Origin of the sequence: Streptomyces sp. NPDC087310, assembly GCF_044744405.1 — a bacterium.
In the GTDB taxonomy this organism is placed as follows: Bacteria; Actinomycetota; Actinomycetes; order Streptomycetales; family Streptomycetaceae; genus Streptomyces.
Genome location: NZ_JBIUYF010000003.1, coordinates 611,393 through 624,983, shown reverse-complemented (window position 1 = coordinate 624,983; position 13,591 = coordinate 611,393). Strand labels below are relative to the sequence as shown.

The 13,591-nt window shown below is 71.5% G+C and carries 14 protein-coding genes; 7 read left to right on the top strand and 7 right to left on the bottom strand.

From position 1 onward, the window contains the following. Positions 1-45: 45 nt before the first annotated feature. From ACIO3P_RS13385 to ACIO3P_RS13360, 6 genes are all read right to left on the bottom strand, one after another. Positions 46-843 carry an HAD family hydrolase gene (locus ACIO3P_RS13385; protein ID WP_401849273.1) on the bottom strand — a complete coding sequence of 266 codons (798 nt, stop codon included), beginning with the start codon at positions 841-843 and terminating at the stop codon, positions 46-48. Then, the gene (locus ACIO3P_RS13380; RefSeq protein WP_401849271.1) at positions 843-1,394 is read right to left on the bottom strand and encodes a type 1 glutamine amidotransferase domain-containing protein; all 552 of its coding nucleotides are present in this window, start codon (positions 1,392-1,394) and stop codon (positions 843-845) included. The genes ACIO3P_RS13385 and ACIO3P_RS13380 overlap by 1 nt, the downstream gene beginning before the upstream one ends. 125 nt (positions 1,395-1,519) lie before the next feature. Beyond that, positions 1,520-2,332 carry a cupin domain-containing protein gene (locus ACIO3P_RS13375; protein ID WP_329824276.1) on the bottom strand — a complete coding sequence of 271 codons (813 nt, stop codon included), beginning with the start codon at positions 2,330-2,332 and terminating at the stop codon, positions 1,520-1,522. 170 nt (positions 2,333-2,502) lie between these two features. Continuing rightward, a complete protein-coding gene (locus tag ACIO3P_RS13370; protein WP_401849269.1) occupies positions 2,503-3,279 on the bottom strand; it encodes a TetR/AcrR family transcriptional regulator in 777 nt (258 codons plus the stop codon). Positions 3,280-3,446: 167 nt separating this feature from the next. Continuing rightward, a complete protein-coding gene (locus tag ACIO3P_RS13365; protein ID WP_401849543.1) occupies positions 3,447-4,841 on the bottom strand; it encodes a S1 family peptidase in 1,395 nt (464 codons plus the stop codon). Between the two features lie 149 nt (positions 4,842-4,990). Then, positions 4,991-5,509, bottom strand: a complete 519-nt coding sequence (locus ACIO3P_RS13360; RefSeq protein WP_401849268.1) for a hypothetical protein — start codon at positions 5,507-5,509, stop codon at positions 4,991-4,993. Positions 5,510-5,740: 231 nt separating this feature from the next. On the opposite strand from ACIO3P_RS13360, the gene ACIO3P_RS13355 reads away from it, so the two are divergent. The 3 genes from ACIO3P_RS13355 (at position 5,741) to ACIO3P_RS13345 (ending at position 7,832) form a co-directional block, all read left to right on the top strand. Next, a complete protein-coding gene (locus tag ACIO3P_RS13355; RefSeq protein WP_401849267.1) occupies positions 5,741-6,973 on the top strand; it encodes a cysteine desulfurase-like protein in 1,233 nt (410 codons plus the stop codon). Between the two features lie 129 nt (positions 6,974-7,102). Next, positions 7,103-7,342: a DUF397 domain-containing protein gene (locus ACIO3P_RS13350; RefSeq protein WP_401791730.1), complete on the top strand. Its 240-nt coding sequence runs from the start codon at positions 7,103-7,105 to the stop codon at positions 7,340-7,342. After that, positions 7,314-7,832: a DUF6879 family protein gene (locus ACIO3P_RS13345; RefSeq protein ID WP_329824280.1), complete on the top strand. Its 519-nt coding sequence runs from the start codon at positions 7,314-7,316 to the stop codon at positions 7,830-7,832. Before ACIO3P_RS13350 ends, ACIO3P_RS13345 begins: the two co-directional genes overlap by 29 nt. Here the strand turns inward: ACIO3P_RS13345 and ACIO3P_RS13340 are convergent. Continuing rightward, positions 7,829-8,272, bottom strand: a complete 444-nt coding sequence (locus ACIO3P_RS13340) for a hypothetical protein (RefSeq protein WP_329824397.1) — start codon at positions 8,270-8,272, stop codon at positions 7,829-7,831. The two genes, ACIO3P_RS13345 and ACIO3P_RS13340, sit on opposite strands and share 4 nt — an antisense overlap. 512 nt (positions 8,273-8,784) lie before the next feature. On the opposite strand from ACIO3P_RS13340, the gene ACIO3P_RS13335 reads away from it, so the two are divergent. The 4 genes from ACIO3P_RS13335 to ACIO3P_RS13320 all read left to right on the top strand — a co-directional run bounded on the left by ACIO3P_RS13335 (position 8,785) and on the right by ACIO3P_RS13320 (position 13,550). After that, positions 8,785-9,042 carry a hypothetical protein gene (locus ACIO3P_RS13335; protein ID WP_329824281.1) on the top strand — a complete coding sequence of 86 codons (258 nt, stop codon included), beginning with the start codon at positions 8,785-8,787 and terminating at the stop codon, positions 9,040-9,042. Further along, positions 9,017-9,544 carry a DUF6879 family protein gene (locus tag ACIO3P_RS13330; RefSeq protein WP_329824282.1) on the top strand — a complete coding sequence of 176 codons (528 nt, stop codon included), beginning with the start codon at positions 9,017-9,019 and terminating at the stop codon, positions 9,542-9,544. Before ACIO3P_RS13335 ends, ACIO3P_RS13330 begins: the two co-directional genes overlap by 26 nt. 27 nt (positions 9,545-9,571) lie before the next feature. Then, positions 9,572-10,426 (top strand): helix-turn-helix domain-containing protein, encoded by an 855-nt coding sequence (locus tag ACIO3P_RS13325; protein WP_401791729.1) that lies wholly within the window; start codon positions 9,572-9,574, stop codon positions 10,424-10,426. A gap of 148 nt (positions 10,427-10,574) precedes the next feature. Next, positions 10,575-13,550 carry a SpoIIE family protein phosphatase gene (locus ACIO3P_RS13320; RefSeq protein WP_401849266.1) on the top strand — a complete coding sequence of 992 codons (2,976 nt, stop codon included), beginning with the start codon at positions 10,575-10,577 and terminating at the stop codon, positions 13,548-13,550. Positions 13,551-13,591: the final 41 nt, after the last annotated feature.

The window sequence follows — 13,591 nt, the reverse complement described above, 5'->3', positions numbered from 1 at the left end:
CGGTGCCGTACCGAGTACAACCGGACGCCCTCCCCGGGGGTGGGGCTAGATGGTCAGCGGCAGCCCGGACAGGCCGGTCAGTTCGAGCCCCGTGATCCCGAACTGTGCTGCCTCCGCGCGGTGTTCAGGGGTCTGGTAACCCCACAGCGCCCACCGCGCCCGTACGCCCGCCGCCGACACCCTGCGCACATTGGTCAGGTTGTCGTCCACGAACGTGGCGGCCTCCAGCGGCACACCCCGTCGCGCGCACGCCTCCCGTACTGCTTCGGGTTTGGCGGCGCACTCCCCGTAGACCTCGGCGACCGCCGATTCCAGGCCGTGCCGGGCCAGGATGGCGCGTACCGAGGGCTCGTCCTTCGCCGTCACGATCACCACCGGCACACCGGCCCGCCGCAGCAGACCGGGCACGCCCGGGTAGAGCGTGTGCAGCCCGAGCCAGAACTCCGGCTCCGACTCCCGGAACCAGTCCCGGGCGGCGGACGCCGCTGCCACGAACCGCCGGACGCGCGACAGCGGCAGCGAGGCGTACAGCCGGTCGAACTCCGCCTGGGAGCCGATCGCGTCCGCCTCCGGGTGATGGGCCACCAGGAAGTGGTCCAGCACCCGCGCGTAGTCCCGTACCTTCCGGAACCGTGCGGTGAACTCCTCCGGCACCCGGGCCAGTTGGCCCGGCCCGGGGAGCGCCCGATCGTGCGTCTGCTCCCCGAGCCAGGTGATGAGGGCGCACTCGTCGAGGGCGTCGCAGACGACCCCGTCGAAGTCGAGCGCGAGCAGCCCCCGCCCCTGCTCGCGCCCCACCTCCGGACCTGGTGGCTCGGCCCGTGTCTTCGGGTGACGGTCCATCAGGCGGCGCTCTTCGCCGCGAGCTTCTCCGTCGTTTCGAACACGGCGCGCATGAACGCGCCCATGTAGCCGTAGTACGAGCAGGTGATGATGTTGCCGTCCACGATGACGTCGCTGTCGACGACCTCGGCACCCGCGTTGATCACGTCGTCGCGCAGTCCGATGTACGCACAGGCCCGCCGCCCCCGCAGCACCCCGGCGCTCACCATGATCCACGGACCGTGGCAGAGCCCGGCGACGACCTTGCCGGCCTCGTTCATCCCCGCGACGAAGTCCAGCACGTCGCGGTCCTGCCGCACCCGGTCCGGCGCCTCGTGGCCGCCGGTGAGGATCACGGTGTCGTACAGCTCGACGGCGAGGTCCTCGTACGCGATGAGCGGTCGCGCCGTCTTGTCCATGGGCAGCGGGACACCGTACTTGCCGGTGGTCGGATCGCCGTTCTTGGTGGCGATGTCGACCTGCCAGCCCTCCTCCAGGAGGCGGTAGTAGGTGAAGACGACGTCGTGGTCCTGGAATCCCTGACCGGTGATGATGACAGCAGTGTGAGACATGACGATCCCCCCGGATCTTTCTCTCTCGCTCTTTCTTTCCCTCTTTGCTTCTTCTTACTTCTTCGCTTTATCGTCCGAACTTCGGTCTTCTCCCACGCCGGCGCTTTCCCTCGGACGACGAGGCTTCAGGCGCGGCTGACGCAGAGATACTGCTTGTCGGCCTGCACCCGCCGGGTGTCCTCCGGCCGGCCGGTCAGGATCTCCACGTCCGCGTACACCGCGCCGGAGACGCAGAGCGGAATGTGGAAGAGGTCCTCGTCGCGCCGCCGGTAGAACAGGTCCATTCCCGTGCGGAGTTCGAAGCGGAAACGCCCGTCCGGCGTCCGCGCCCGCATCCGCGTGTTCGGGAACGCGACCACTTTCCGCATCGGGTGACGCGGGGTTTCGAGCGAGGTCGACTCGTACGCCGTTCCCGCCCGGTTGTAGTCGTCCTTGAGCCGCATCAGATCGAACTTGTTCCTCGGCGACTCGACCTCGATCAGCTCCAGCGGTTCGTCCCCCGCGTTCCGCGTGCCGTGGAACGCGCCGGGCGCGATCCGTACGACGCTGCCCTGCCTGATCGGGATCGAGACCCCGCCCAGGCCGGTCGTGACGCCCTGTCCCCCCAGACAGAGCAGATACGTCAGCTTGCGCGGGTGCACATGCACCGAGGTGCTGTGCGGGGCGTCGATGTGCAGCGCCCAGAAGTCGAAGAACTCGTCCACGAAGGCGCGGTATTCGTACCCCCACGGCTTCGGGATGACCTCGTCCAGATGCGTGTCCTCGTCGAACTGCTCGTGCGCGACGCGGGCGCCGCGCCGCAGGAGCCGCTTCAACTCGGCGATGTCCGCGGGTCCGGCGTCCAGCCGGACGGCCGGATCCAGCCGCGGACCGACCTCGATCCCTTCCGTCGTGTCCCTTGTACTGTCGAATATGTTTGTTACGGGTGTGGCCGCCATGTTTTCTTACCCCCGTTTGCGGATTGCCCATGGCCGATCAATCTCGACATGGCAACTAAAGCACCGATCGCAGTTCCGCTCAAATAGGAGATTCTGGCGGGGGTATGAAGATTCCTTGTTGAGGGGAATCTGATGTTCCGGGGCGAGCCCGGACGGGGTCCGGGACAGCCTCAATAAATCGAACGGGACAAGGAGAAACGATTTTCGCCACCCGGGTAAGGGGAATCCCCTGAGGGTTCCCCCTGAGGTTCGCCCCGGAGGTCACCCTGAGGTCCGCCCCGGAGGTCCCCCTGGGGGTCACCCTTCCTCGCCGCGGCCTCGGCGCACAGCGCGTCGTACGCCAGCTCGACCAGCACGGGCAGGCCCTCGGGGCCCTCGTCCGCGCGGCGCGCCCACAGCCGGAGCGCGGCGATCAGCACCCCGGAACCGGCGCCGACGACCACCCCGGGGCGGGGGTCCCTGTCAGGGTCCACCCCGAGCCGGTCGGCGAGGATCCGTACGGACTCCTCCTGGGCCTCGATCCGCACCCGCTCGTACGCGGCGAACAGCGCGGGCTCGCGGTCGATGAGGGCGAAGAGCTCCCGGCCGCGGGGGCGCCGGTGCACGCCGGGGCACACCTCGTCGAACACCCACTCACGGACGGCCGACCGGTAGGCCACCAGGGGCGGTTCGCCGGCCGGCCGGGCGCGCAGGGCGTCGTTGATGCGCTCGCCGTCGACCCGGGTCGACTCGACGGCGGCGTCCTCCTTGCCGCTGAAGTGGCGGCTGAACGTACGGCGGGTGACGTCGGCGCGCTCGGCGATGGCCTCGACGGTGACGTCCGCCAGGCCCCGGTCCAGCATGAGCTCGGCCGCGGCGGCCCCGAGCGCCTCCCGGGTGCGCCGCGCCTTGCGCTGCCGGCCGTCCTCGACGGGGGCGGCGGTCCTGTCGGTCTCCGGCCGGGTCACCTCATCACCTTCATACGCCCGATCGTACACGCCAAATGTCCCATTGGGACATGATTCACTTACCGCCGGATACCCGCGCAGGGCGGCCGAAAGCGAGGTATAGCCACGGTATTCGGCCCGCCCGGTACGCGACGCGGCCCGGTACGCGACGCGGCCCGGCATGGGCGTCAGCCCCAGCTCTGCGAGTACTGACTGCGGTAACTGGCCTTCTCCGACCACATCCGCTGCGCCATCGTCAGCCCCAGCAGGCTCAGGGCGATGATCACCAGCCCGGGTACGAGGGTCCGGTAGTCCACGATCGAGCTGACGGAGCCCGTCCCCGTACCGCTGCCGACCCCCGTCCCCACACCGGCTCCGGTCCCGGCCCCGGTACCGGTTCCGCCGCCGCCCGCGTCCGTGCCCGCGGGGCTGGGAACGGCCTGGTCCACCGTCCCGTCGCTGCTCCCCGTCGCCGTCTCGTTGCCGCCGCCCGCCTCGACGCCCGCGAGCCGCACCCCGAGGGCCGCCATCGCCGGCGAGACCGGCTGGAAGAACGTCGTTCCCCCGACGGTGCAGTCCCCGCTGCCGCCCGAGGTCACACCGAGCGCCAGCCCCTGCGCGAGGAGCGGGCCGCCGCTGTCCCCGGGCTCGGCGCAGACCGTGGTCTGGATCAGCCCGGTGACCGTGCCCTCGCGGTAGTTCACCGTCACGTTCAACGCCGTCACCTGCCCGGAGCGCAGTCCCGTGGTGCTGCCGCTGCGGAACACCTGCTGGCCGACGACCGGGTCGGCGGCGCCGATGATCCGTACGCCCCTGCCGTCACCGATGTCGACGGTGCTCGTGCCGTCGAACCCGGCCGGATTCTCGTACTGCACCAGGGAGAAGTCGCTCCCGGGGAAGGTCGTGGCGACCGTGGAGCCGACCAGCGTGGCGCCTCCGGAGTCCTGGAACCAGGTGGTGCCCGCGGGGCCGCAGTGCCCGGCCGTCAGGACGAAGTCGTTCTGGCCGTCCGTCACGTTGAACCCGACGGAACAGCGGTCGCTGTTGGTGAAGATCGGCGCGGCGCCGTTCACCTTCGTACGGAACTCCCCCGTGGTCCGCTCCATCTCCACGGAGTCGCCGATCCCCTCCGCGACCTCGGTCATCCGGGACCAGTCGCCGGCGGACACGGTCCGGTCGGCCTGCACCACGACCCGGTTGACGGCGTAGTCCACGGCCCACGCGGTCCCGGGCACCCGGGGCGCCTCGGCCAGCGCCTCGGTCGCGGAGGTCAGGTCGCGCATGCTGTACCGCATCACCTCGGCCCGCGCCCCCTCGCGCCGTACCTCGGCCGCCGCGTCCTCGTCCGTCACGGCGACGACCGGCCGCCCGTCGGCGGCGATCCAGGTACCGGCGGTACGCGAGGCACCGAGCTTCGTCACCAGCCCCGCCCCGACCTCGCCGACGACCACGCCGCCGGCCCCCGTCGAACGTCCGGCCGGCTCGTCGGCCACCGCGTTGGAGACCAGCAGCCCCCCGCAGACCAGCCCGCCGACGGCGGCGAGTCGCGTGATCCGCCGCAGGTGACGTCGCGCGTGCTTCATCCGTGGCCCCCAACTGTCGTACCGGTACGACGTCCACGACGTCGCCAGCGCCGGAGCCCCGGGCATCAGAGGGCCCTCCTCCCATACGTACGGGGCCGGGGCCCGGTTCAAAGCCCGCCGGATTTTCCGGTCGCGCGGAACGAAAGCCCCTACCTCCCGGGGAGTTCGACGACGGCCCGGTCGCTGACGACGGCCACCAGGATCATCGGGGCGTCGCCGTCGCACTGGTTGACGGAGACACCGACCCAGCGGGGAGCCCCGCCCACCGGGCCCCAGACCGACAGGTCGCCGTAGCACCCCTCGTCGCACAGCGCCTGGAAGAGCGGCGGCATGGGCTCGCCCGCCTGCTTCCGGAAGAGCGGCACGTGCATGGCCACCCGTCGCCCGGGGCCCCAGCGGCCCGCCAACTCCGCAGCGAGGGCGTCCAGATGCCCCTGGGCCGCCTCCCCCGCGTCGGTCCACGCCCGCTCGTACACCCCCACGAGCCCCTCGCTCTCCCAGAGCGGCACGATCACGAACCCCTCGCCCCGGGTCACGGTCCACTCCCCCGTGACCGGCTCCCCCTCCCCTGCCGTCGGCCCGGCCGCCGGTACGGGAGCGTCGAGCAGCGCGAGGACGTCGGAGACGGCGCGGGCGGTCTCGAAGGGCTCCCCGATACGCGCGGTCACGTGGTGCCCCGGTTCACCTTCGCCATGGATCGCTCCACACGTCGCATGTCACGTCGCATGTCCTGCCTCCGTCCTCGTCGTCCGTTGCCGTCCGTCGTACACCGGCCCCGCGACGCGGCACCACCCGGAACGCGGCCCGACAGGTGATCCGGCACAGGTGATCCGGCGGGCCGCGCCGGGTAGGACTGGGCCGGGCAGCGGTATCCGGCGCGGCGGAGGGAACCGAGCGGCATGAGCACTCACCACGAACTCGCCCCGGGCGAGGGCTACGACGTGGCGGCGGTGCGGGCGGCGTATCCCGCGCTGCGCGACGGCGTCGCCTACCTGGACGGTGCGGCCGGTACGCAGACGCCGGAGCCCGTGATCGAGGCGATCGCGGCGGCCTACCGCGCGGGCATCGGCAACGTCGGCGGCGCGTTCCCGGCGAGCGGGCGAGCGGGCGCCCTGGTCGACGGCTGCCGCGCCGCCGTCGCGGATCTGGTCGGCGGGCAGCCGGACGGGGTGGTCCTGGGCGCGAACACCACCACGCTCGTCTACCGGTTCGCCTCCGTCCTCGGGGCGACGTGGCGGCCCGGCGACGAGATCGTCCTCTCCCGCCTGGACCACGACGCGAACGTCCGCCCCTGGGTGCAGGCCGCGGAGCGGGCGGGTGCCGTCGTCCGGTGGGCGGAGGTGGACCCGGTCTCCGGGGAACTCCCGGCCGGTCAGTACGACGCCCTGCTCGGCGCGCGGACCCGACTGGTCGCGGTCACCGCGGCCGGCAACATCCTGGGCACGCGCCCCGACGTCGCGGCGATCACCGCGAAGGCCCACGCGGTGGGCGCGCTGACCTACGTGGACGGGGTGCACGCCACGCCCCACGGCCCGGTCGACGCGCCCGCCCTGGGCGCCGACTTCTACGCGACGAGCGCGTACAAGTGGTCGGGCCCGCACGTCGGCGCGGTCGTGGCGGACCCGGCGCTCCTGGAGACCCTGCGCCCCGACAAGCTGGCGTGCGCGCCCGACGGGGTGCCGCAGCGCTTCGAGACGGGCACCCTGCCCTTCGCCGACCTGGCCGGGGTCACGGCGGCGGTGGACCACCTGGCGTCCCTGGCCGGCGCGCGCACCGGCCCCCGGAGGCAGCGGCTGCTCGCCTCGATGGCGGCGGTGGAGACGTACGAGCAGAACCTCTTCGCCACCCTGCTCGACGGCCTCCGGGCCCTCCCCGGGGTCACCCTCTACGGCAACCCGGCGCACCGCACCCCGACGGCCTACTTCCGCGTCGCGGGCCACCCCCCGTCCACCGTGGCCGAACACCTCGCGACGCGCGGCGTGAACGTCTGGAACGGCCACAACTACGCCTGGGAACTCACCGCCTCCCTCAACCTCCGCGACACGGGCGGCGCGGTCCGCGCGGGCCTGGTCCACTACAACGACGCCTCCGACGTGGGCCGCCTCCTCGCGGGGGTGGCGGAACTGGCCTGATCCGGGTCGAGCGACCCGGGGGGACACCCAGTTGGCTTGCGACCAGCTCCGGGACAGGCATTCGTCAACGGCGTCAAGACCGACAGTCCGTAGGCTTCACAGCGTCCGATCTCCGAACGGTGAACGACCATGGGCCAGGTGGATATGGCAGAGCTTGCATGGATCAAGTCCGGCCACAGCAACGCACAGTCAGCGTGCGCAGAAGCGGCGCTCGGCGCCAACGACGGGGTCCCGGTGAGGGACAGCAAGGCAGCACACGGGCCAGTACTCCTCTTCGGGACCGCCCCGTGGTCGGCATTCGTGGCCGGAGTGAAGCAAGGCGCGAACGGGAAGGGGTGCGATGCCGCCGAGCGTGCCGCCCTTTCGTGAGCTGCTGGCCGGCACCGAACGGTCGGCCGTCCATCTGGAGTTGCGCGACACGTACTTCAGCAACCCGCGCTTCGAGGAGTGGCGGAAGGGGAGCCGGGTCGACTGGGCGGACCGGTCGTCATGGTGGCTGCCCTTCCATCAGCAGATCGCCGATGCCGTCGCCCGAGGGGTGACGGTCCGCCGGGCCCGGGTCGTTTCGGAGCCGGTGACCGAGTACATCCGCTGGGAGCACTACGTCACCCACGCCAATACGGCGGCGGGGGAGGAGGTGCGATGGTTGCCACGAAGGCAGGCGAGCGGCCTCGCACTGGCCGGGAACGACTTCTGGCTGTTCGACGGCCGACTGCTGCGGGTGCATCACTTCTCGGGCGATGGCGACCTGGTGGAGGACGAGATCACCGACGATGCCGCTACCGTCGAGGTGTGCGCCACCGCCTTCGAGACGGTGTGGCAGCACGCGATCCCACACGGGCGGTACCAGATCCGCTAACCCACGGTCGCGCCGGGGAATACGGCGCGGGCGCGGGCCATCAGGTCCGGGGCGGTCAGCAGGAACCGGCCGGTGTACAGGGCGTCGTGCCCGTACATCGTCCGGACCAGTTCGGTCGAGCCGTCCACCTCCAGCGACCAGGCGGCGCACCGCAGTTCGAGGCTCCCGGGCTTCGGTACGCTGCGCCCGCTCCACCCGACACAGATCAACCAGCACGCCTGCGCGAACCGACTGCCGTCCGCGGCCCCGTACAACCGCGTCGGCCCGTGCCGCGCCGCCACGTCCGCCAGCACCAGATCCGGCACACCCGGCACGGGTACGTACCCGACCACCGCTGTGCTCCCGTAGTGCCCGGTGGTCGTGTACGCGACGACGCCGTACCCGTCCGGCCATGTATGCAGCAGCGGCAGTACGGTCACTCTGCCCTCGCCCGCCACCATGCGCGCCAATGCTCTCTCCTTGCTCCGTCGAGTGGGGGTGCGGCTCCGGCCCGGAGATGTCCGGCGCGGAGCCGCCTTGCTCGTACGCGCCTACGCGCTCAGGCTGTCGCCGCAACCAGAAGAGGGGTTCGACCCGCCTCCGTCGCCGTCCTCGATATCGGTGTTGTCCGGGTCTCCCTGGACAACCGGGCGCCTCTGTGCGTGACTTCTGAACATGTGCCGATCCCTTCTTCTGGAGGGGTGGTGCACCGACCCGCTTCGGCCGCACTCCTGCCAGGGAATGGGCGGCTGAGGCGGGGGTTACAGGGCGCGCGGCCGGCAGAGCCGCAGGGCAGGCCGGGTGCTGCGCGTGGGCCAGACCGTAAGAGCCGGGCATCCTCCCGGTCCACCCATGTGCAGACATGTGCGGCGATGCCCGTCTTCGATGGGCAATGGCCACTTGGCGGCCCTACCCTGTGGTCGGGCGCCGGTGGCGGCGTCGCACATCACCGCACAGCCAGACGGAGGTTGACATGCCCTTACTTTTCATCGGGATCGACCCGAACACCGGCAGTGAAGAGAGCGCTACGGTCTGGGTCGACCTGGCGAATCAGGAGATCATCGTCCAAGGGCGGAAGCCGGGCCGGGAGCTCACTGCGGAGTGCGCCGCCACGGAGGTTCCCGGGCACGCGAAGGGCATCCCGGACCACGAGGCCGTCGTCCGGATCCCGGCCCGGATGGTGCACCTGATCAGGGAGGCGTGCGATGCGATCGAGCGCGACAACGTTTGATGCCCTGATCGCGTCCTGCGTACGCTCCGCCGTCCATCTGGAAATGCGCGACAGCTACGCCGTCGAGAGCGAGAAGGCCGCTTTCGCCGACTGGAAGAACGGCTTCCGCCACGACCCGTCGGACCGCGCATCCTGGTGGCGACCGTGGCACGACCTCATCCAGGGGACGGTGTCCCGGGGTGTCGTCGTGCGCCGGGCCCGTATCGTGTCCGAGCCCGTCAGCACGTACATCCGCTTCGAGCACTCCGGCACCTTCACCAACGTCGCTGCGGGAGAACAGGTGCGATGGCTTCCGCGCAGGCGTGCCTCGGACATCGCTCTGCCGGGCAACGACTTCTGGCTCTTCGACAACCAGCTCATCCGCTGGAACCATTTCACCGGTGACGGTGGCTCCGGTGGCCCGGAAGACTCCGACGACCCGGTGGCCGCGAAGCTGTGTGCCGAAGCCTTCGAGGCGGTATGGGCACGCGCCGTACCGCATGAGGTCTACGAGATCCGGTAGCGGCAAGCATCGGCCGAGGTCCAGCCCATGCCCATATCCCCGTCCTCGTCCGCGCAGGCCGCACGTGAGGCTGTCGCCAGGCGGTTGCGCGATCTGCGCAAAGGGGCGGGGCTGACCATCTCCGAGTTGGCCCGGCGATGCGCCTGGCACCACGCGAAGACCTCCCGCATCGAGAACGCCCGCACCGCTCCCTCCACCAAGGACATTCGCCTGTGGTGTCGCGCCTGTCAGGCGGACGATCAGGTGGAGGGCTTGATCGTCCAGTCCCTCAACGCCGAGTCGCTGTACGTCGAGTGGCGCGATCGGATGCGAGGTGGGCTGGAGCAGCTACAGAACCGGTCGGTGCGGCTCTTCCAGGACACCCGGCTGTTCCGCGTGTACTCCTCCACCCTCGTGCCGGGCCTGTTGCAGACCGAGGGCTACGCGGCGACGGTGCTGGGTTTCGACGCCGCCTTCCGGGAACTTCCGGTCGATGACAGCGCGGAAGCGGCGCGCGCCCGGGTCGAGCGCTCCCGGGTCATCCATGAACCAGGACACCGGTTTGTCCTGGTCGTGGAGGAGGCCGTGCTGCGCTACCGGATCGGCGACGCCGACGCGATGGCCGCGCAACTCGGCTTTCTGTTGACGGCCGGCGCGCTGCCTTCCGTCTCGCTCGGCATCGTCCCCGCAGCGGCGGACCGACAGAAGCAGTGGCCGCGCGAAACCTTTCACGTGTACGACGACACGCTCGTATCGGTCGAGTTGGCTTCCGCGCGCATTCGGATCACCCAGCCCAGCGAGATCGCCCTGTACCTCAAGGCGTTCGAGGAACTGCGCGCCATGGCCGTGTACGGGCCGGCCGCGCGGGCGCTCGTCGTGCGGGCCATCGAGGCTCTGGGGTAGGCGCCGCACCCGGGCGCCCGTTCCCGCCAGGCCAGCCACCCGGCGCGGGCCGCCCCGCGCCCGCCGCACCGCGCGGGCCGCAGCGCCCCGTACACCAATGGGTGCGATCAGTGAGGAATCGCGCATATATGACATGTAGCCTTAAGTAATGAATGCGCGGCTGGATCTGCTGGCCACCGTGGACCAAGGCGTCACGGAGAGCGAGGTCTTCCGGCTTGCCCTCCAGCACTCGGTGGCCGAGTTGGACGGCTTGGGCGGGACCGTGCATCTGCGTGGGCCGATGTCGGCGCTGCGGCTCGTGTCGTCGACCGGGTTGCCGCCGCGGCTGGTGCGGCCCTGGGAGATCCTCGACCAGGAGGGGCCGACCGCTCCCGCGCGGGCCGTGCGGCAGGGGGGTGGGGCCGGGGTGTGGGTGCCTGCCGGGGGTGGGGACGGGTGGCCCGGGGTCGGGCTCGCGGCCGTGCCCGTGTCGAGTGGGGAGCGTACGGTCGGCGCGCTCACCATCGTGATGGGCGAGCAGGGGCGGCCGACCGAGGCGCAGTGGGAGTTCCTGCGGGCCGTCGTCGCCTGGGCCGAGGAGCGGATGAGTCAGGCGCCGCCGCCGGCGCGGGCCCGGCCGCCCGGTGAGGAGATGAGCGGGCCTCGGCTGCGGCAGGCGTTGAAGGCCGTGCAGGTCGGCACCTGGGACTGGAACATCCACACCGGCGAGCTGGCCTGGGACGACGCGGCGATGGCCATCTACGGCACCGACCCGGCCGACTTCGTCCCCCTCATCGAGAGCTGGATGAAGGTCGTCCACCCCGACGACCTGGCCTGGACCCTCGCCGCCGCCGAGCGGGCGATCCGTAACGGGACCGTGTTCGAGGCCGAGTACCGGGTACGGCGCCCCGACGGAAGTTACGGCTGGACCCAGGCGCGCGGCAGAACCGTGCTCGACGACCGGGGCGAGCCGGTCCGTATGGTCGGCCGGGCCTGGGACAGCAACGAGTCGCCGTCCGCCCGCGACGCCCTCAGCCGCGCCCTGCGCCATATGAGCGACGGCTTCCTCGCCGTGGACGACGACTGGCGGATCACCTTCGTCAACCTGGCGGCGGAGCAGGCGCTCGGCTCCTCCGAGGCGGAGCTGTTCGGGCACCCGCTGTGGGAGCTGCCCTCCGTACGCAACGTGCCGGGCCTGGAGTCCCGGTGCCGGGAGGCCGCCGCCGCCGGCCGGCCCGCCGGTTTCGACGTACGGGCTCCCGACGAGGACCGCAGCTACCACCTGCGGCTCGTCCCGGTGCCCGACGGCGTCACGCTCTACTTCACCGATGTCACCGAACGCCGCCGTCACGAGGCCGAGCAGGCCGCCACCGAGGAGGCCGCCGCCGACCGCGCCGCCCGGATCGCGGAGCTGACGACCGCGCTCGCCGGGGCGACGACCTCGCGGGACGTGGTGGACGCCGTGGCGCGGCGCGTACTGCGGCCGTTCGGCGCGAGCGGGCTGATCGTGCTGGCCGTGGAGGTGGGGGGCGACCGGCTGTCGTGCATCGGGTCCGTCGGCTATCCGCCGGACTTCGTCGAGGTGATCGTCCGCTCCACGCCGGCACGCGGCGGCCCGATCTGGGAGTCGATCCTGACCGGGAATCCGCTGTTCATCTCCTCCGCCGACGAATTCGTGGCCCGCTACCCGGACATGCGGCACCGCCCGTCCGAGGCCGCCAAACGGGCCTGGGCGTTCCTGCCGCTGGTCGCGTCGGGACACACCTTCGGCGTCTGCGTGATCGCCTTCGACCGGGCGCACCGCCTCCCCGACGAGGACCGTACGCTGCTCACCGCGATCAGCGCCCTCGTCGCGCACGCCCTGGAACGGGCCCGGCTGTACGACGCCGAGCACACCCGGTCGCAGGAGCTCCAGCGCGGCCTGCTCCCCCGTACCCTCCCCGACCTGCCCGCGTGCACGGCCGCCGCCCGCTATCTGCCCGCCGGGCAGGGCATGGACGTGGGCGGCGACTGGTACGACATCATCCCGCTCTCCGCCGGGCAGGTCGCGCTGGTCATCGGCGATGTGATGGGCCACGGACTCCCCGAGGCGGCCACCATGGGGCGCGTCCGTACGGCCGTCCACACCCTGGCCGCGCTGGAGATGCCGCCCGACGAGATCATGAGCCACCTCAACGAGATCGTCGGCGACCTCGGCGAGGACTCGTTCGTCACCTGCCTGTTCGCGCTGTACGACTCGACCACCCGGATCTGCTCCTTCGCCCGCGCCGGGCACCCGCCGCCCGCCGTGGTCCACCCCGACGGCACCGTCCACTTCCCCGAACTGGCGCTCGCCCCGCCGCTCGGCGCGGCGGAGCCGCCGTTCGAGACGGCCGAGCTGACGATCCCCGAGGAGGGGCTGCTCGTCCTCTACACGGACGGCCTGGTCGAGTCGTCGGGCCGCGAGATCGACGAGGGCATGGCCACCCTCGCCCGGCTGCTCCGCAACGCCGACACCTCCCCCACCGCCGATCTGGACCAGCTCTGCGACACCCTGACGACCGGGCTGCTCCCCGCCGACCAGCCCACCTCCGACGACGCGGCGCTCCTGATCGCCCGCGTCCACGCGCTCGCCACCGACCACATGGCCTCCTGGCCGCTCCCCTCGCACCCGCAGGCGGCCGGGGAGGCCCGTAAACACGTACGCGAACAACTCGCGGCCTGGGGCCTCGACGAACTGGCGACCACCACGGAACTGCTGGTCAGCGAATTGGTGGGCAATGTCGTACGGCACGCCAAGGGCCCCGTACGGCTCCGGCTGCTGCGCAGCGCCGAACTGGTCTGCGAGGTCGGCGACGGCAGCCTGACCACCCCCCGGATCCGCCGCGCCTCGGCGACGGACGAGGGCGGGCGGGGACTCCAGCTCATCACCGCGCTCTCGCAGCGGTGGGGGACGCGCTACACGGCCACGGGGAAGTGCATCTGGACGGAGCAGGCGCTCCCGGGAGATGAGGCGTTCACGGGAGCGGAGGCGTCCCCTCCGTTCACGGGAGATGTGGGGGCGGGGTCGGCCGACGTGCCGGTACGGGATCGGTCGGATCAGACGGATCAGACGGATCAGACGGATCGGATGGATCGGGTGGATCGGACGGCGGATCGGGGCTGATCCGTCGGCGAGGTCGGCCGTCCTCGTCCGTGCCGCGTTCC